This is a genomic window from Microbacterium sp. Clip185 (assembly GCF_028743715.1).
GTDB lineage: Bacteria > Actinomycetota > Actinomycetes > Actinomycetales > Microbacteriaceae > Microbacterium.
The window spans coordinates 2,735,065-2,751,576 of sequence record NZ_CP117996.1; the positions used below are offsets into that span (position 1 = coordinate 2,735,065).

The window sequence follows — 16,512 nt, forward strand, 5'->3', positions numbered from 1 at the left end:
GTACCCGGTCGGGCCCCGTCAGGACACGCGGCAGATGATCTCGCCGTGCAGCAGAGAGAACCACCCGTCCTCCGCGCGCGCCCACTCCCGCCACGCCACGGCGATCCGATCGAGCTCTTCGGCATCGGTGTCCGGCCTCGCCTCCAGCTGGCGTGCGAGAGCGGACTGACGGATGCGGTCCGCCCAGAGATTGCCCCACCACATCCGCTCGTCCGCGCTCGCATAGCACCACGTGCTCGACGACGCGCTGATGTCAGTGAGCCCCGCCTTCCGCGCCCAGGAGAGGAGGCGTCGGCCGGCATCCGGTTCACCGCCGTTGGCGCGTGCCGCCGCCTGATACAGCTCCAACCAGCGGTCTAGCTCAGGCAGCTGCGGCCACCACGCGAACCCGGCGAAGTCGGCGTCGCGCACCGCGATGATCCCGCCGGGTCGGGTCACGCGCGCGAGTTCACGCAGGGCCTGTACCGGATCAGCGATGTGCTGGAGCACCTGATGGGCGTGCGTCACGTCGAACGAGTCGTCGTCGAACGGCAGGGCGTGCACGTCGGCGATCCTCACGTCGACGTTCGACACTCCGCGCTCGTCCACGGTCGCGCGCGTCAAAGCCGCCTCGTCCTCTCCGATCTCGGTGGCGGTGACGTGAGCCACGCGTTCCGCGAGATCGACCGTGATCGTGCCCGGGCCGGCCCCCACATCCAACAGTCGGTCGTCGGGCCCGAGGAAGGGCATGAGGTAGGCGGCGGAGTTCTCGGCGGTGCGCCAGCGGTGCGATCGCAGGACGGATTCGTGGTGACCGTGGGTGTAGGTGGACATGCCTCCACATTCCGGCTTCGGGCCGCCCCGGCGGAAGACCGTACTGTTCATAGGAGCGATCCACCCACCCTGCCGAGAGGAGCCGGCCATCACGAACGAACTCGGCGACTTCCTCCGCGCTCGCCGTCAGGACAGGGCGCTCGCACCCGAACACGACTCCCCCGGCGCCAGGCGGACTCCGGGTCTGCGCCGTGAAGAGGTCGCGATCCGCGCCGGGATCAGCGTCGACTACTACGTCCGTCTCGAGCAGGGGCGGGAGTCCCGCCCGAGCGATGCCGTGATCGCCGCTCTCGCCCACGCGCTCGAGCTCTCACCGGATGCAGCGCGGCATCTCCTGCGACTTCGCGATGCGGACGCGGCGCCGACGGAGCCGACCTCCGACACCGATCTCGTCCCACGGATGTCGGCTCTCGTCGCGGCGGTGCGCCCGCAGCCTGCGTACGTGCTCGACAGACTCAGCACGATCGTCGCGGCGAACGAGGAAGGCATGTCGCTGTACGCCGGACTCGCCGAGCTACCGCCGGAGCAGCGCAACACGTGCCGGTACCTGCTGACCGACCCGCGCGCCCGCGAGACGTTCCTCGACTGGGAAGAGCTCGCCCGCGGCGCCGTCGCGCACCTCCGTGCGGCGAACGTCGACCGCCTCGACGATCCTCGGCTGAGCGATCTCGTGCGCGAACTCGGGGCCCAGAGCTCGCAGTTCGCGGCGTGGTGGAGCGGGCATATCGTCGAGCGGCGCCGGGGAGCGACCACCCGCATCCGCGGACTCGACGGTGTCGTCACCGAGCGGAGCTACGAGATCCTCCACCTGCCGGACGACTCCGTGCGCCTGACGATCTGGCTCCCGCCGGCGGCGTGAGCACCCGACCTACACTCGTCCCATGAGTGCGTTCCTCCCCGGCGCCCGCGGCACGCAGCCCTGCCCGGACTGCGGCGCCCAGGTCGCGCAGTCCGACCGATACCCCGAGTATCTCTGCGACGAATGCGAATCGCGCGCTGTGGATGCGGACGGCGCCCGCGTCACCGGATCGAACGCGTCCTTCGGCGGCGGGTTCGTGCTGCACTGGCCGGACGGCGAGCACGAGTCCCTTCCCTGCGCCTCGGCGCGGGTGTGGGTCGACGGACGCGAGTGGGAGTACTCCGAGGCGCGTTTCGGCGGGGTGCTGATCACGCCCGTCCACGACCGCTAACCCGACCGTCGGCTATGCGTCAGCAAAGAATCACGAAAAGGTAACGGGAACCTCTTCCCCTCCGTTATCTCACCGTTATAGAGTGCTCGCACGGTAGTTGTTTTGCTGTGGCAGCTACCGACATGTGATTGCAGGACACTCTTGGTGCAAAGGGACAAGGGCCGGTCGGAAGCCTCTCCGACCGGCCCTTACTGCCGTTCGCGGTGCGTCAGTTCTGCGACTCCGAGACCTGCAGCGCGGGGGCGTCGTCACCCGTGGTGATCTCGACCTTGCGCGGCTTGGCCTTCTCGCTGACGGGGATCGTGACGCTCAGCACGCCGTTGCGGTAGCTCGCCGAGATCTTCTCGGTGTCGAGCCCCTGCCCGAGGCTCAGCTGACGCAGGAAGGTGCCCGAGGTCCGCTCGCGCGTGATCCAGGTGACCCCGTCGCCGGCCGAGAGCGTGCGCTCGGCACGGATGGTCAGCAGCTGACCGTCGATGTCGACATCGACCGAGCCCGGGTCGATGCCTGGCAGGTCGGCGGTGAGGACGTAGTGGTCGCCGTCGCGGTAGAGGTCCATCGGCATCTGCCGGGGGCCGCGCCGTGCGGTGTCGAAGAACGTGTTCGCCATGCGCTCCAGGTCACGGAGCGAGTCGTATGCAGCCATAGTCGTCTCCTCTCGAGCGGGATCGGATGCGGATCCGACCCGTAGTCCCTAAGTTGAGCCCCCTTGACTCAACAATCACAGATTAGCACTCTCATACCGGGAGTGCTAGTTCTCACAGACCCCTCTGAGCGCGCGTCGGCCAGCTCATAGAATCGGCGGGTGAACCGCCCCGCCGAGACGGCGAAGAAGCCGCCTCTGCTGCGGACGATCGCCCTGAATCCACTGATCTGGGCGGCCGCCTGCACGCTGGCGGCGCTGCCCGGATACCTCACCGACGGCGGGTTCTTCTCGTATCTGATGTCGATCATCGCGGGTGCGCTGTGCGGGATCTGGTTCGTGAGCCTCACGGTGCGCATGCCGCACCCCGCCGGCGCCATCGCGCATCTCGTGATGGCCGTTGCCCTCGCGCCGGCCATGTTCGCGGCCATCGAACTCGTGCCGCCGATGCTGGCGCCGGGCGCACCGCGCGCGGTCTACACAGGCGTCCTCTTCGCTCTGCCGCCGGCGGCCGGCTGGGTCTGGATCACGCTCATCAGCCGCGTCACCTCCCTGGTATCGAGAAAGACCCGCGCACAGCCGCGGGTTCCCCTGGCGTGGGAGAACGACGGCGACGCGGTCATCGTCCGTTTCCGTGCGATCCCGATGCGGATGCGGGAACTCACCGCGTGGATGGTCGCCACCATCCTCGCGACGGGAGCGATCGTCACGACGGCACTGATCGTCTTCGGCGACATCGTCGAGCGGCTCGGCCCCCGCCTGCTGATCCTCGCGCTCGGGGTGCTCTTCGCATTCCCGGCCTATCTCGTCGTCACCGCGCTCTTGCGCCGACGTTCGGTCGACGCGAGCGTGCGGGTCTCGCGGGACCGGATGTGGATCACCGCCGGCGAGACGACGCACGCGCTCCGGCTGAGCCAGATCGAGCGGCTGCGATGGGGCATCGGTAGCGACTACGCGCGGCTCGAGGTCACGGCGCCGGGGGTCGATCTGGCTCTGCTGGTGGGCATCGCGAAGCAGGCCAAGGGCATCGCATCCGAGCTTCCTCCGCTGCCGGCGCGAACGCTGCGTCTCGCCGAGACCGAAGGGCTGAAGCAGACCGCCTCGCGGCGCGGCCTCGTGACCCTCTCGCGCGTCTGACTCAGCGGGCCGAGAGGCGCTCGCGGACGACGCGGCGCAGCACCTTGCCGATCTGCGAGCGCGGCAGGTCCTCCACCTGGACGATCCGCTTGGGCACCTTGTACGTCGTCACGTGCGTGCGCGCGAAGTCCCGCAGCGCGGCCGCGTCGAAGACCGCCCCTTCTCGGACGACGATCGCGGCCACCACATCCTCACCGCCGGAGGGACGGGGGATGCCGACAACGGCCGCTTCGGCCACATCCGGATGCAGCAGGAGCACCTGTTCGACCTCGGTCGGGCTGACGTTGAAGCCTCCGGTGATGATCAGTTCTTTCACGCGGTCGATCACCGTGACGAAGCCGTCCTCGCTCACCGTCACGATGTCGCCGGTGCGCAGCCAGCCTCCGGGAAGGAGCACGGCCGCGGTCTCGTCCGGCTGCTGCCAGTAGCCCTGGAACACCTGCGGGCCGCGGATGAGCAGCTCGCCCGCCTCTCCGGCGGCCCGGTCGACGCGCGGATCGTCGGGATCGACGACCCGGATCTCGGTGCTCGGGAACGGGACGCCCACGGTGCCGGGGCGCCGCGAGGGCCCGATCGGGTTGCCGAGCGCGACCGGCGAGGTCTCGGTCATGCCGTACCCCTCCACGAGAAGCCCGCCCGTCGCCTCCTCCCAGCGCGTCACCGTCGGCACCGGGAGGCTCGTCGCCCCGGAGATGGCGAAGCGGATGCTGGAGAGATCGACGCCCTTGCGGGTACTCGCCCGCGAGAGGGCGTCGTAGATCGGCGGCACGGCGGGCAGGAACGTGGGCTTCGATTTCGCGGATGCGGCGATGACCGCATCCACGTCGAACTTCGGGAAGAGCACGACGCGCGCACCCAGCGAGATCGCGAACGTGAGGCAGAGGGTGAGCCCGTACGCGTGGAACAGCGGCAGCACGGCGTAGAACACCTCGCCGCCTTCCGTGAGCCCTGGAACCCACGCGCGCCCCTGCGCAGCGTTGGAGCGAAGGTTGCGGTGCGAGAGGATCGCGGCCTTGGGCATGCCCGTCGTGCCGCTGGTCAGCTGCAGCAGTGCGGTGTCGTCCAGACGCGGCTTCGGCCACTTGCGCGGGAGCTTGCGCACGCGCACGAAATCGGACCACTCGAGCAGGCCGCGGGCACGCGGGCGGGTGGTCATGGCCTCGCGCGTCTCGCGAGCTTTGGCCACCGGGAGCCGCAGTGCCAGACGCTTGCCGAGGGGAAGTGCGTCCGGCACACGCACGGAGACGATGGCCGAGGGCGCGACATCCTCGGGGAACTCGGCGACGGTGTCCGCGACCTTGTCCCAGACGATGGCGACCACCGCGCCGTGCACCTCGAACTGGTGGCGCAGCTCACGCGGAGTGTAGAGCGGGTTGTGCTCCACGACGATCGCCCCGATGCGCAGCGCCGCGTAGAACGCGACCACGTGCTGCGGACAGTTCGGCAGGATGAGCGCGACCCGGTCTCCGGCCTGCACACCCAGCTTGCGCAGCGCGTTGGCAGCGCGTGAGACCTGCTCCCCCAACTCGGCGTATGTCGTCTCGGCACCGTAGAACTCCAGCGCGACCCGTTCGCCGTAGCGCGCGACGGACGCGTCGAGAAGGTCGACGAGCGTCTCGGTGACGGGTTCGATCTCCGCCGGCACGCCGTCGGCGTAGGAAGCGATCCAGGGGCGGGCCTCGAGCGGCGAGCCGGCGGTCGTCGCGTCCGTGGTCATCACGATCCTCCTCGTGGGCGAGACGGGCGGCTCAGCCGGCCGCTGCCTCGTCGAACAGCCACTGCACCGATCCGCCGGCGGCGGTGACGTGGGCTGCGACGACCGCGATCGGCAGCTTCCCCTCCGCGAGCGCTTCTGCCAGCGCATCCTTCTTGCCGGCGCCAGTGGCGAAGACGACCACGCGCTGTGCGCCGTCGAGGGCTTTCAGCGTGAGCGTGATGCGCGTGGGCGGCGGCTTGGGAGAGTTGTGGACGGGGATCACGAGTTCGTCGACCGGGCGGAAGTCGGGGTGGCCGGGGAAGAGCGACAGGGTGTGACCGTCTTCTCCGACGCCGAGCCAGACCAGGTCCAGGCGGGGAGCACCCTCATCCGTCTTCGGCAGCGCCGCGATCGCCGCGGCGTACCGGCGCGCTGATTCGTCCTCGTCGACCTCGGTATCCGGACGCAGCTGCACCATGGTGTCGAAGCCGGGCTTCTCGAGGAGCGCGGGGGCGATCGTCCCCCAGTTCGACTGCGGGTCGCTGATGGGCACCGAGCGCTCGTCGCCGATCAGAACCGTGACCTTCGACCAATCGATCGCGTCCGCATCCTGGGCCGCGAGGATCGCGTAGGCCGCCATGGGCGAGCTGCCTCCGGCGAGCACCCACACGGCGCTGCCGTGCGCGTCGATCGCGGCGCCGAGCGTACGGACCGCGTCACGGGCCGCCTCGGCGGCAACGTCCGCAGCCTGCGGGAGGGTGGTGATCGAACCGTAGGTCACGCTGAACTTCTCTCGTCTCGGATGAGGTCGGATGAGCGGGTGGCGCCGGCAGTCGCGGCGAGCAGCCTCGCCCTCCTCGATTCAACCCCAGGTCGTATGCGATCAGGTGCATGGCAGCTGGGAAACTGGCCCCGTGGAACTCCATCTCGGCTCCCTGCCCGTCGCCCTCACCCCGCTCGGTTCGGCGGAGGGCCGCCCGGCCCTGGTCATCCCCGGCGGACCGTGCCGACCACCCGAGTACCTCACCGACTTCGCCGGCATCGGCGACCTCCATCCCCTCGTCGTCCTCCACCCGCGCGGCACGCCCGCATCGGGTGGCCTCTCCCGAGGCTGGTGGACGGACGCCGAGGACGTCGTAGCGGCGATCGACGCGCTCGGCCTCGACGTGGTCGACATCGTCGGCCACTCGGCGGGCACGCGCCTCGCGCTCGCGGTCGCGACCCGGTTCCCCGACCGCGTCCGTTCCCTCGCGCTGGTGACACCTCCCGCGACCTGGCTGACCGGCACCGCGTACGACGGCGACGACCTTGTCGCGCTCCGAGAGGACGCCGAGGGCATCGCGGGGTACGCGTCGATCCTGAACGACGAGCCCGAGACCCAGGAAGCGTTCGAGGAGGTGTTCCACCGGCAGGCGCCCGCCACCTACGCACGATGGACGGCGACCGAGGAGGCGCACGCGAGCATCGGGCGGATGAGTCTGGCAGCGGCGGAGGCCTGGTTCCAAGACATCCCCGCCGATGCCGTCGAGCTCATCCGCACCGCATCTCTGCCACCCACGCTCGTCGTCGGCGGAGACGTCGACCTGCTCACGGGCCGGCGACCCGTTGCGGAGTATGCCGCGACGCTGGGTGCCCGCCTCGCCATGATCAGCGATTGCGGCCACTACCCGTGGGTGGAGAAGCCGGCGGAGTTCCGCCGCATCCTCGATGAGTGGCTCAACACAGGGGGCTGATCACGTCGAAGTCATCCCCGATAGTTCATGATTCCGTGTACTATCCAACACATGACCACCGTGCTCAACCGCGCCACCGCGACGCACACCGCGGCTCTGGCGCGACTCGGACACGCCCTCTCGGACCCGACCCGCGCAGGTGTCCTCCTGGCCCTCCGCGAGGCCCCGGCGTACCCGTCCGACCTCGCCGACGCCCTCGGAGTCTCGCGCCAGGTCATGTCGAACCAGCTCGCGTGCCTGCGCGGATGCGGCCTGGTCGAAGCGATCCCTGAAGGGCGTCGCACCTGGTACCGCCTCGCCGACAGCCACCTCGCTCCCGCCCTGGACGAGCTGCTGAAGGTCGTCCTCTATGTCGAACCGGGCTGCTGCGCCGGCGAGACCTGTCGGTGCGCATGAGCACACCCGCGACTCCGAGCACGGGGCGCCTGCGCGTGCTGCAGCGCCGCATCCGCTGGATCGTGACCGCGACGATCGCCTACAACGTGGTCGAAGCGACCGTCGCTCTCGCGGCCGGCGCCGCCGCATCCTCCGCAGCTCTCGTGGCGTTCGGCCTGGACTCGACGATCGAGGTGCTCTCCGCGGCGGCGGTCGCGTGGCAGTTCACCCGCCGCGACCCCGAGCGCTGGGAGCGCGGCACGCTTCGCGTGATCGCCGTCGCGTTCTTCGCGCTCGCGATGTACGTCGTCGCGTCGTCGGCGTGGGCGCTGACGACGCGCGTCGAAGCGGAGCACTCCCTCATCGGCATCATCCTCACGGCTCTGAGCGTGGTGATCATGCCGTTCCTCTCGCTCGCCGAGCGACGCGCGGGCCGCGAAGCCGGCTCCGCCACGGCTGTCGCAGACGCCGCCCAGACGCTTCTGTGCACCTATCTCTCGGCAGCCGTCCTGCTCGGACTCGTGCTCAACAGCGCATTCGGATGGTGGTGGGCCGACGCGGTCGCCGGTCTCGTGATCGCCGCGTTCGCGCTTCGAGAGGGTGTCGAGGCGTGGCGAGGCGATGCCTGCGCAACCTCGGTCGGGATGGTGCTCGAGAACGAGCCCTGAGGGGCGGTCAGCTCTTCGAGCCGCTGACCGCGAGCACCCCGCCGAGGCCGATCATCATGACGCCCCCGGCTCCGGAGAGAGTGGAGATGCGGCGCGGCGAACGGGCGAACCAGGCGCGCGCCGTGCCCGCGGCGAGCGCCCACACGCTGTCGCACACCAGGGCGAGCGTCTGGAAGATCAGCCCCAGCAGCAGCAGCTGCATCCACACCGCCCCGGAAGCCGGGTCGACGAATTGCGGGAGGACCGCGACGAAGAACGCGATCGTCTTGGGGTTCGTCAACCCCACGATGAAGCCCTGGCGCAGCAGCGTGAAGGTGGAAACCGGGGCGCGGTCGACGCCGTCCACGCGGGCTCGGCGGTGACGGATCGCCTGAATGCCGAGCCACACGAGGTACCCCGCTCCGGCGATCTTGATGATCGTGAATGCCACGACGGATGAGGCGACGATCGCTCCGACACCGAAGGCGACCGCCACGACCGCGGGCACCGTGCCGAGGGCGTTGCCGACCACGCTGAGAACACCCGCGCGACGCCCGAGCGCGATCGATCGCCCGATCACGAACAGCACGCTCGGGCCCGGGATCACGATGATCACCACCGACGTCACGACGAAGGCGAGGAGGTTCTCGAACGGGATCATGGCCGAACTCTAGCGGTCGGTTGTTTCGGGCGGCGTCAGTGGCTCTGACCGTGGGGGCGCGCCCGCGGGTGGCGTTCAACCACCCGCAGCATCGGACTCGCGACGCCCCCGTCGTAGAGGACGAGGTGACCGTCGCCGAGAACCCGCGCCGTGCCAGCGTCGAGCGGCAGCTCAAGCCAGGACTCCGGCGTGAAGTCCAGCTCCACCAGCAGCCCGGATGATGTCCGCAGCCGCACCTCGTGAACCGGACCCCATCGCCGTCGGGCGATCACACGCGCCCGCGGAAACAGCCCACGCGCGTCGGCGCTCTCCGCGGCAACGAGGGGATCGTCGACGATCACGACGAGGTCGAGGTCGCTCGCCATCGTCTCGGTGCCGCGCGCATACGAGCCCACCTGAATCACCGCGTGAACGCCAGGATCGGCACGAGCCCAGACCACGACGCGTTGTGCGGCCGACGCCGCCGCGCGACGCCGGCCCTTCAACCGCACCGGCATGGGATCAGGTCAGTCACGACCGTGGTCGACGACCGCATCCTCGGCCGCGTCCATCGCCGCTTCGCCCTCTTCCTGCGACTCGGATCCCCCCGATGCGGCGGAGTCCTGGGACTTCTTCTCGTCGTGTTCGTCGTGTCCGGTGTTCTCGGCGTTGCTCATCGCGATCTCCCTCGTTCGTTGCGTTCGGATTCGGGACGCCTTCAGTTCACTCCCCCGTAGCGACATGCGCAGGGGGGTTGCGCAGCCCGCACATGGTGCACAACTCGGCCTTCACCGCCCGGGCGGAAGACCCGCGAACCTGGGCTCGAGCTATGCATGAGAAAAGAATCACGAAAAGGTAACGGGAACCTCTTCCCCTCCGTTATCTCACCGTTATAGAGTGCTCGCACGGTAGTTGTTTTGCTGTGGCAGCTACCGACATGTGATTGCAGGACACTCTTGGTGCAAAGGGACAAGGGCCGGTCGGAAGCCTCTCCGACCGGCCCTTACTGCGTCGCGGCGACGCGGGCGAAGCCGCCCGCGAGCACCGCGATGACCGCTTCGACCTGAGCATCATCCCGCGTCGTGAGCCACCACTCCGCGAGCCCGTCCGCTGCCGCGTGGATCGCCGAGACCACCACCTGCGGCGACGCCAGGCTGACGCTTCGCTGCGCGCACCAGAGCTCGAGCCGCTCCGCGATCATCCGCCGGTACGCCTCGGACTCCGCGCGAGCCGCATCCACCAGGGCATCGGACGCCCGGGCGAGAGCGGTCAGTTCAGCCAGGCGCTCGTACCTGCGCGGGTCGGAGCGCACCTCCGCCAGGAACGAGCCCAGCGCCGCAGCCACCGCCACCTCGAGCGTGTCGACCGGCAACGGATCCGCCCACACACGAGCCGCGAGACGCTCCGACTCCCGCTGGAGCAATGCGGCCACGAGAGACGCCTTCGACCCGAAGGCGTAGTTGACCACGCGATGGGCGACACCGGCGCGCTGCGCGACCGAGCGCAGCGAGAGAGCGGCTGCCCCCTCCGCGACCATGACCTCGACGGCAGCATCCAGGAGCTGCTGCCTGCGCTCGGTCACACCCAGGTAGGGCCGCGACTGCGGTTCATCCTTCACAGCATCCTCCGAGCCGATGGTTCACACCTGCCTCCATACTAGTTTTATCCACTCGGACCAATTGGAGTCGCCATGTCGAACATCACCGTCGCTCCCGCCCGCGCCGAGGAACTGCGCCCCGCGGCCGCGATCCTCGCCGAGGCCTTCGAACACGACCCGGTTCTCGGGGTCATCGTGCCGCAGCGCGACCGCCGTCGGGAACGGCTGACGGATCTGTTCGAGGGCACGCTGAGCGCCGGTCCGTACGCGACAGGCACCGTCGACCTCGCCCGAGATGGCGACGGCGAGCTGCTGGGAGTCGCCGCGTGGGAAGGCCCCGAAGCACGCCGCGGAGCGTTCGGACGTCTCGCGCAGCGACTCCCCCTGTTCGTCCGCTCGATCGGATGGATGCGGCTCGCCCGCGCATTCGGACTGCTCAACCGGATGGAGCAGTACCGACCGAAGGCCCCGCACTGGTATCTGGCCGAGATCGGTGTCAGCGCCCGCGCCCGTGGGAAAGGCGTCGGGGCGACGCTGCTGGCCACGCATCTGCGCGCACTCGACGCGATGCGCCAGAACGCGTACCTCGAGTCATCGACTCCCGACAATCGGCGCCTCTATCGGCGGCTCGGTTTCGAGGAGCTCGCTCCCATCACGGGCCTGCCCGGAGCTCAGCCCGTCGCGATGCTGCGCCGCCCGGCCGGCTGAGACGCGACGCCACTCGGTCGGCGACATCCCCACCCATCGCCGGGTCGCGCGCCGGAGCGACCGCGCATCCGCGAAGCCGGTCGCTGCGGCGACCTCGTCCAACGTCAGAGCGGATGCGGCGAGCAGCCGCTCCGTCACCCGGCGTCGCTGTTCGTCGATGAGTGCGCCGTACGAGGTACCGGCGTCGGCGAGGCGCCGGCGGAGCGTGCGCTCGCTCATGGCCGCGGCACGCGCGTGCGCTGTGAGCGGAAGCACCTCCGGCAGCTCGGCCGCGATGCGGGCGGAGATGCGCGCGACCAGCTCTCGACGATCCACCACGGATGCGGCCTCCGCCTCGAGCACTGCGCGGGTCGCGGCGAACGTCCATGGGTCCGCATACGGATTCGCCAGTTCGGTGGCCCGGGAACCGATCCACCAGGCATCGTGTGCGGCTGCGAACCGCACCGGCGCACCCAAGCCGCGCTCGTAGACGGTCGCATCCGTGGGACGCGCCCGCGCGAGATCAACCCTCTCCGGACGCGCGGTGCCGGCCGACACGTCATGGATCATGCGCGTGAAGTGCGCGAATGCGGCGTCGATCAGCACCCGATCCACGGCCGCGTCGCCGGGGTACGTCTCCGCGACGACCGCGAGCGAGCGCTCGTGCTGTTCGAGACGCCACCGCACCGGCGACCCGGCCAGCAGCTGGAACCGTACGGCGACCTCGATCGCGTCGCGGATGCGGGCGGCAGAGAGCATCGCCAGACCCAGCGTTCCGAGGACGGTGACAGGCTGTCGTCGTCCGAGTTCGAGTCCGAGCGCCGGGTCCTCGAGCGCGGTGCCCGCCGCCGCCACGACCAGTCGCATCTGCGACAGCGACACCCGTGTGCTGTCCGCGTCGAGAGATTCGCGGTCCACGCCCGCGCGACGAAGGGCATCGTCGACGCTCACGCCGCGCTCGTCGGCGAGGCTCACGAGATGTCGGAGCAGGTGAGGGCCGACGGTGGCCGTCCGGGTGGCGCTCATGTGGCCATTCTTCCTGACCGTTCCCGTCCGCGAGAACGGCCGTCCACGCCCGCACCCGGCGGGGTCCGCGCCCTAGCGTGTAGCGCAACCCAGCCGCGAGGAGGACGCCGTGAGCCCCACCGCACAGGAACGCCTGACGCGCACCGTCATCCGCTCCCTCGGCGCTCTGCCCGCGCCGCTCCAACGCCTGATCGCCGGCCGGCCGATCGAGATCGACGGTCAGCGGCTCCTCACGGAAGTCCAGATGGCGCTCCGACTGCTCAACGCACTGCCCGGTGCCGCATTCGAAGAGCTGCCACTTCCCCAGGCGCGTGCGCAGGTGGATGCGGAGGCGCGAATCTTCGGTCGGAGCGATCCCGTCGCCCTCGTCGAGGACATCCGCATTCCGACGCGCGCCGGAGACGTCGGCGCACGCGTCTACCAGGGCTCGACGGAGGGTGTGCCCAGCGGCACGGTCGTCTACTTCCACGGCGGCGGGTGGGTGGTCGGCTCTCTCACCTCGTGCGACTCGGTGTGCCGGTTCATCGCCGCCCACACCGACCTGCGCGTCGTCTCGGTCGACTACCGACTGGCTCCCGAGCATCCGTTCCCTGCCGGCGTCGACGACGCGGTCGACGCCTACCGCTGGGTCCGCGACCACCCGGATTGGGGCACCACGGTCGCCGTTGCGGGCGACAGCGCCGGCGGCAACCTGAGTGCGGTCGTCTGCCAGCTGACGCCCGATGCCCCACCGGATTTCCAGCTGCTCTTCTTCCCCGTCACCGATACGAGCACGAAGCACCCGTCCTACGCCCTCTTCGGCGAGGGCTACTTCCTCACCGAACGACAGATGGACTGGTACATCGACCATTACCTGCCTCGAGAAGCCGACCGCACAGATCCCCGCGCCTCACCGCTGCTCGGGGATCTCCGTGAACAGCCACCCGCGCACGTCGCCGTCTCGGGGTTCGACGTGCTGCGCGACGAGGGCATCGCGTACGCCCGGCGTCTGCGCGAGGCGGGAGTGCCCACCACGCTGCAGGTCGTGCCCGGCCACATCCATGCGTTCGTCAACGCCACCGGCGTCGGACGCACGAGCAGCGCGGCCCTGGCTGAGGCCGTCGACGCGCTGGTCGCGGGGATGCGCACGGCGCGCCTGACGCGCTAGTACGTGCCGTGGGCGCGCCGACGCGCGCGGGACTCAACGAGGACCCCGATCGCGCCCACCATCCAGAGCGCGAACGCCGCGCTCATCGCCAACCGCAGCTGGTCCCGCGTGTACGCGGCGGGGTCGGCGCCCTGCAGGTCCAGCACCACGCCGATCACGTAGACGAGCACGAGCGCGGCGATGAAGCCGCCCATGTTGACGACCCCGGTGGCGGTCGACAGCCGCGAGAGCGGGTTGTCCCTGCGCACCACGTCGAACGCGATCATGGATGCGGCCCCGCCGCTGGAGAGGGTCACGACCCACACGACGAGCAGCCACAGCGGCGCCTCGCCCGGGGTGATGAGCACGGCGGCCAGAGCCACTGCCTGCGCGGCGACCGAGCCCAGTGCGATGAGCGGGCGGCGGCCCGGATGTGCGGCCGAGAGCATGCCCATCAGCGGGGCGAACACCGCACCGCTGAGCACGAACACGGTCACCAGTCCCGCGGCCGCATCACGCGAGAGCCCCTCTCCCGCCATGAGGAACGGGATGCCCCACAGCAGCGCGAACGCCGTGCCGGCGAAGGGCGTCACGAAGTGGATCCAGAACCCGAGGCGCGTGCCGGGCTCGCGCAGCGCGGCGGCGACGAGAGCGAGCTGGCGCGGGCGCGGCCTCCCCTCGGCGGCGACCGGCCGACCGCGCTCGCGGATGATCAGCGCATCGAGGACGGCGAAGACGACGAAGACCCCGGCGACGGCCGCGAAGGCACTCTCCCAGCCGATGCCGTGCGCGAGGGAGGTGAGGAGCACCACGCTGAGCACCTGGCCGAGCTGACCGAACTGCGCCGTGATCTGCTGCAGCACCGGCACCCGCTTGGCGGGGAGCCACAGTGCGATCAGGCGCAACACACTGGGGAAGATGAGCGCGTCGCCGGCCCCGGTCAGAAGGCGCGCCAGGATCGCCGAGGGCACGTCGGGGGCGAACGCCAGCCACAGCGAGCCGCCGGCCATCGTCAGCATCCCGACCGTCCCGATGACGCGCGCGCCCCAGCGATCCAGCAGCAGACCCGCCGGGATCTGCATGACCCCGTAGACCATCAGCTGGAGCGTGGTGAACAGGGCGAGAGTGCTGGAGCCGGCATCGAAACGCACCGCCATGTCGGTGCCGAGACCCGCGAGCGAGCTGCGACCCACGATCGCGACGAGGTAGGTGAACGCGCCGGCGATCCAGATGATCCAGGGCAGGGCCCCGCGGGCAGGACCCGGAACGCGGATCGTGCCGGTCGAGGCTCCGTAGTCGGTCATTTCGGGTGCGGGGCAGCCGGGAAGGGGCGCACTCCGCGAGCGAAAGACATCGACCCCATTCTATCGAGCGCTCAGACGCCGCCTCCGCCGCCGCCACCACCGCCACCACCGGCGGAGCCGCCGCCGGTCGACCCGCCGGAGCTGCTCGAGCTCGAGGTGGCTGCTGCCGAGAGCGAACTGACGCCGCTCGTGAAGGCGCCCACGTTGAACGCGGTCGCACCGGCGTACCAGAGCGGCGCGCCGACGCTCTCGTAGTAGACGGCCAGTTCGGCCGCCCACTGCTTCTCCAAGCCGAACACCACCGCGTAGGGCAGCAGCGGTTCGTATATCGCGAGGACCGCCGCCGCATCCGTCGTGTCGACCGGGAGACGCTCGGCCGTCCGCGGCGACTGCAGCATGCGGATGCGGTCGGCCTCCGCCCAGCTGATGAAGAGTCGGAGCCCTGCGAGCTGCTCCCGAGTCTCGGCGCCCTTGGGGCTCACGGGACGGTGTGCCAACAGGAGGAAGCCGATGGCACCGATCAGAGCCGCGACGATGAACATGAGCACGGGAGGGGCCGGGTCGACCTGCGCGGACAGCGCGAGCGCCCCCGTGACGATCGTCGCCGCCGTCGTGAGCAGCAGCGCCCACACCACGGGCCGTCGGCGCCCCCGCGGCACGGTGCGATACATGCCCCGTTCATCCAGCTCGACGGCCGCCCACGTGCGCATGTTCTCCGAGGTCTGCGCAAACGCGGTGTTGCGCTCCCCGAACGCGAACTCGGCACCGGGCTGAGCGTTCTCGTCGAACAGCGCGTCGATGAACTCGCGGCCGTCCGCCCCGGCGAGCGAAGGATCCACCAGCACGGCCCGCAGTTTCGGGCGCGTCCGGGAGCCCCCGACCTCCTCGATACGGATCGCGCCCCGCACCGCGAGTTCCAGCAGCGCCGCGGGCGCGGCCTTCGAGGGCTTCGACAACAGCACTGCCGCGGTCAGGGGCGTGACGTCTGCGGGAGGCTCGTACTCGGCGACGACGACGCCGCGCCCGGGAGAGTCGCGCAGCACCCGGCGCCAGACGACGATCGCCCACGCGAACGCCCCGAGCAGAGCCAGGAACGATCCGCTCTGGGCCCAGCCCCACCCCGAGGCGAAGTAGCTGCTGTCGAACATCGCGAAGGTCCCCGGCGCGAATCCCACCGACAGCGTGACCGTCTGGCGGGGTGCGACGTTCGCGACCGACACGGATGCGGCCGCCGCGTCCGTGTCGAGAGTGATCGGGCACGTCGTCGTATCGCCCTGGGCACCGACGTAGCAGGCGGCCTGGCCGGTGAGCGAGTCGGCGAGCGCCGGATCGACGTGGAGCGTGGCGGAGACGGAGCCGAAGCTCTGCGCCCAGTCGACGCCGTTGACGTCCCAGTAGAACTCCTCGGTCCCCGTTTTCGGGAAGTACCAGGTGACGTTGCTCAGGTCATACGTGAAGACGTACGTCTGTGTGCCGTGCACGAAACCGTCCACGCGCGACGTCACGCTCCACGTCCCGTCGTCGCTGTCGACCTCGGCGTCTCGCGGAGCGCCCGTCTCGTCTGTGACGGAGACGAGTTCGGGGCGCAGCGGCTGCCCGTTGTAGGTGTCGGGGATCGTGCGGCGCATGCCGTGGTTCTGGTCGATCTCGGGGAACTCGGCCACGAAGCGCTCGACGACGTGGAGGCGAGAGGTGCCGTCGTCCGCGCGGGTCAGGGTGTAGTCGACGTCGAGGCTGCGGAATGTGAAGTCGTCGACTCCGGCGGAGACGAGCGCGGCCGGTTTCGGCGGCGCGGGAACCTCGGGGGCGGCGGCGAAACCCGCCACGGCGAGAGCGAGAGCGAGAGCGGATGCGACGGCGATGGCGCGCGTGATTGCTCCGGCGATCATGGCACCAGC

General features: G+C 70.1%; 19 protein-coding genes. 8 read left to right on the forward strand and 11 right to left on the reverse strand.

Annotated elements, in window-relative coordinates:
* Positions 1-18: 18 nt before the first annotated feature.
* Positions 19-813 (reverse strand): class I SAM-dependent methyltransferase, encoded by a 795-nt coding sequence (locus PQV94_RS13295; RefSeq protein WP_274286272.1) that lies wholly within the window; start codon positions 811-813, stop codon positions 19-21.
* On the opposite strand from PQV94_RS13295, the gene PQV94_RS13300 reads away from it, so the two are divergent.
* On the forward strand, positions 812-1,672 hold the full coding sequence (locus tag PQV94_RS13300; protein ID WP_274286273.1) for a helix-turn-helix domain-containing protein: 861 nt from the start codon (positions 812-814) through the stop codon (positions 1,670-1,672). The two genes, PQV94_RS13295 and PQV94_RS13300, sit on opposite strands and share 2 nt — an antisense overlap.
* Before the next feature lie 22 nt (positions 1,673-1,694).
* Entirely contained in the window at positions 1,695-2,003 is a 309-nt protein-coding gene (locus PQV94_RS13305) for a hypothetical protein (protein WP_274286274.1), read from the forward strand.
* 208 nt (positions 2,004-2,211) lie between these two features.
* On the opposite strand, the gene PQV94_RS13310 is transcribed toward PQV94_RS13305, so the two are convergent.
* Positions 2,212-2,649, reverse strand: a complete 438-nt coding sequence (locus PQV94_RS13310; protein ID WP_274286275.1) for an Hsp20/alpha crystallin family protein — start codon at positions 2,647-2,649, stop codon at positions 2,212-2,214.
* 159 nt (positions 2,650-2,808) lie between these two features.
* Here PQV94_RS13310 and PQV94_RS13315 point away from each other — a divergent pair, with 159 nt between their 5' ends.
* Positions 2,809-3,783, forward strand: coding sequence for a hypothetical protein (locus PQV94_RS13315; RefSeq protein ID WP_274286276.1), 975 nt, complete (start codon positions 2,809-2,811; stop codon positions 3,781-3,783).
* A gap of 1 nt (position 3,784) precedes the next feature.
* On the opposite strand, the gene PQV94_RS13320 is transcribed toward PQV94_RS13315, so the two are convergent.
* A complete protein-coding gene (locus PQV94_RS13320) occupies positions 3,785-5,500 on the reverse strand; it encodes a long-chain-fatty-acid--CoA ligase (protein ID WP_274286277.1) in 1,716 nt (571 codons plus the stop codon).
* A 31-nt stretch (positions 5,501-5,531) separates the two neighbouring features.
* The gene (gene pgl / locus PQV94_RS13325; RefSeq protein ID WP_274286278.1) at positions 5,532-6,260 is read right to left on the reverse strand and encodes a 6-phosphogluconolactonase; all 729 of its coding nucleotides are present in this window, start codon (positions 6,258-6,260) and stop codon (positions 5,532-5,534) included.
* Between the two features lie 133 nt (positions 6,261-6,393).
* On the opposite strand from pgl, the gene PQV94_RS13330 reads away from it, so the two are divergent.
* The 3 genes from PQV94_RS13330 to PQV94_RS13340 are packed head-to-tail and all read left to right on the forward strand — an operon-like array spanning position 6,394 to position 8,255.
* Entirely contained in the window at positions 6,394-7,212 is an 819-nt protein-coding gene (locus tag PQV94_RS13330) for an alpha/beta fold hydrolase (protein WP_274286279.1), read from the forward strand.
* A gap of 51 nt (positions 7,213-7,263) precedes the next feature.
* Positions 7,264-7,608: an ArsR/SmtB family transcription factor gene (locus tag PQV94_RS13335; protein WP_243233705.1), complete on the forward strand. Its 345-nt coding sequence runs from the start codon at positions 7,264-7,266 to the stop codon at positions 7,606-7,608.
* Positions 7,605-8,255: a cation transporter gene (locus PQV94_RS13340; RefSeq protein WP_274286280.1), complete on the forward strand. Its 651-nt coding sequence runs from the start codon at positions 7,605-7,607 to the stop codon at positions 8,253-8,255. Before PQV94_RS13335 ends, PQV94_RS13340 begins: the two co-directional genes overlap by 4 nt.
* A gap of 7 nt (positions 8,256-8,262) precedes the next feature.
* Here PQV94_RS13340 and PQV94_RS13345 read toward each other — a convergent pair whose 3' ends face one another.
* The 4 genes from PQV94_RS13345 to PQV94_RS13360 all read right to left on the reverse strand — a co-directional run bounded on the left by PQV94_RS13345 (position 8,263) and on the right by PQV94_RS13360 (position 10,492).
* Positions 8,263-8,895 (reverse strand): LysE family translocator, encoded by a 633-nt coding sequence (locus PQV94_RS13345; protein WP_274286281.1) that lies wholly within the window; start codon positions 8,893-8,895, stop codon positions 8,263-8,265.
* 35 nt (positions 8,896-8,930) lie between these two features.
* The gene (locus PQV94_RS13350) at positions 8,931-9,392 is read right to left on the reverse strand and encodes a nucleotidyltransferase domain-containing protein (protein ID WP_274286282.1); all 462 of its coding nucleotides are present in this window, start codon (positions 9,390-9,392) and stop codon (positions 8,931-8,933) included.
* A 9-nt stretch (positions 9,393-9,401) separates the two neighbouring features.
* Positions 9,402-9,551 (reverse strand): hypothetical protein, encoded by a 150-nt coding sequence (locus PQV94_RS13355; protein ID WP_274286283.1) that lies wholly within the window; start codon positions 9,549-9,551, stop codon positions 9,402-9,404.
* 326 nt (positions 9,552-9,877) lie between these two features.
* Complete coding sequence (locus tag PQV94_RS13360) at positions 9,878-10,492, reverse strand: TetR/AcrR family transcriptional regulator (protein WP_274286284.1); 615 nt, start codon at positions 10,490-10,492, stop codon at positions 9,878-9,880.
* 72 nt (positions 10,493-10,564) lie between these two features.
* Between PQV94_RS13360 and PQV94_RS13365 the strand changes: the two genes are divergently transcribed.
* Positions 10,565-11,179 carry a GNAT family N-acetyltransferase gene (locus PQV94_RS13365; RefSeq protein WP_274286285.1) on the forward strand — a complete coding sequence of 205 codons (615 nt, stop codon included), beginning with the start codon at positions 10,565-10,567 and terminating at the stop codon, positions 11,177-11,179.
* Here PQV94_RS13365 and PQV94_RS13370 read toward each other — a convergent pair.
* A complete protein-coding gene (locus tag PQV94_RS13370; RefSeq protein WP_274286286.1) occupies positions 11,063-12,184 on the reverse strand; it encodes an AraC family transcriptional regulator in 1,122 nt (373 codons plus the stop codon). The genes PQV94_RS13365 and PQV94_RS13370 overlap by 117 nt on opposite strands.
* Before the next feature lie 109 nt (positions 12,185-12,293).
* Between PQV94_RS13370 and PQV94_RS13375 the strand changes: the two genes are divergently transcribed.
* Complete coding sequence (locus PQV94_RS13375) at positions 12,294-13,331, forward strand: alpha/beta hydrolase (RefSeq protein WP_274286287.1); 1,038 nt, start codon at positions 12,294-12,296, stop codon at positions 13,329-13,331.
* Here PQV94_RS13375 and PQV94_RS13380 read toward each other — a convergent pair.
* Both PQV94_RS13380 and PQV94_RS13385 read right to left on the reverse strand, forming a co-directional pair.
* A complete protein-coding gene (locus PQV94_RS13380) occupies positions 13,328-14,614 on the reverse strand; it encodes an MFS transporter (protein WP_274286288.1) in 1,287 nt (428 codons plus the stop codon). The genes PQV94_RS13375 and PQV94_RS13380 overlap by 4 nt on opposite strands.
* Before the next feature lie 71 nt (positions 14,615-14,685).
* Entirely contained in the window at positions 14,686-16,503 is a 1,818-nt protein-coding gene (locus tag PQV94_RS13385; protein ID WP_274286289.1) for a DUF2207 domain-containing protein, read from the reverse strand.
* Positions 16,504-16,512 lie beyond the last annotated feature (9 nt).

What these genes read in the sequence shown, in the direction of transcription:
- PQV94_RS13350 (WP_274286282.1), bottom strand. Translation starts at nt 9,392, where the DNA reads ATGCCGGTGCGGTTGAAGGGCCGGCGTCGCGCGGCGGCGTCGGCCGCA.
- PQV94_RS13385 (WP_274286289.1), bottom strand. Translation starts at nt 16,503, where the DNA reads ATGATCGCCGGAGCAATCACGCGCGCCATCGCCGTCGCATCCGCTCTC.
- PQV94_RS13320 (WP_274286277.1), bottom strand. Translation starts at nt 5,500, where the DNA reads ATGACCACGGACGCGACGACCGCCGGCTCGCCGCTCGAGGCCCGCCCC.
- PQV94_RS13335 (WP_243233705.1), top strand. Translation starts at nt 7,264, where the DNA reads ATGACCACCGTGCTCAACCGCGCCACCGCGACGCACACCGCGGCTCTG.
- PQV94_RS13310 (WP_274286275.1), bottom strand. Translation starts at nt 2,649, where the DNA reads ATGGCTGCATACGACTCGCTCCGTGACCTGGAGCGCATGGCGAACACG.
- PQV94_RS13380 (WP_274286288.1), bottom strand. Translation starts at nt 14,614, where the DNA reads ATGACCGACTACGGAGCCTCGACCGGCACGATCCGCGTTCCGGGTCCT.
- PQV94_RS13305 (WP_274286274.1), top strand. Translation starts at nt 1,695, where the DNA reads ATGAGTGCGTTCCTCCCCGGCGCCCGCGGCACGCAGCCCTGCCCGGAC.
- PQV94_RS13295 (WP_274286272.1), bottom strand. Translation starts at nt 813, where the DNA reads ATGTCCACCTACACCCACGGTCACCACGAATCCGTCCTGCGATCGCAC.
- PQV94_RS13300 (WP_274286273.1), top strand. Translation starts at nt 812, where the DNA reads ATGCCTCCACATTCCGGCTTCGGGCCGCCCCGGCGGAAGACCGTACTG.
- PQV94_RS13370 (WP_274286286.1), bottom strand. Translation starts at nt 12,184, where the DNA reads ATGAGCGCCACCCGGACGGCCACCGTCGGCCCTCACCTGCTCCGACAT.
- PQV94_RS13345 (WP_274286281.1), bottom strand. Translation starts at nt 8,895, where the DNA reads ATGATCCCGTTCGAGAACCTCCTCGCCTTCGTCGTGACGTCGGTGGTG.
- PQV94_RS13355 (WP_274286283.1), bottom strand. Translation starts at nt 9,551, where the DNA reads ATGAGCAACGCCGAGAACACCGGACACGACGAACACGACGAGAAGAAG.
- PQV94_RS13365 (WP_274286285.1), top strand. Translation starts at nt 10,565, where the DNA reads ATGTCGAACATCACCGTCGCTCCCGCCCGCGCCGAGGAACTGCGCCCC.
- PQV94_RS13340 (WP_274286280.1), top strand. Translation starts at nt 7,605, where the DNA reads ATGAGCACACCCGCGACTCCGAGCACGGGGCGCCTGCGCGTGCTGCAG.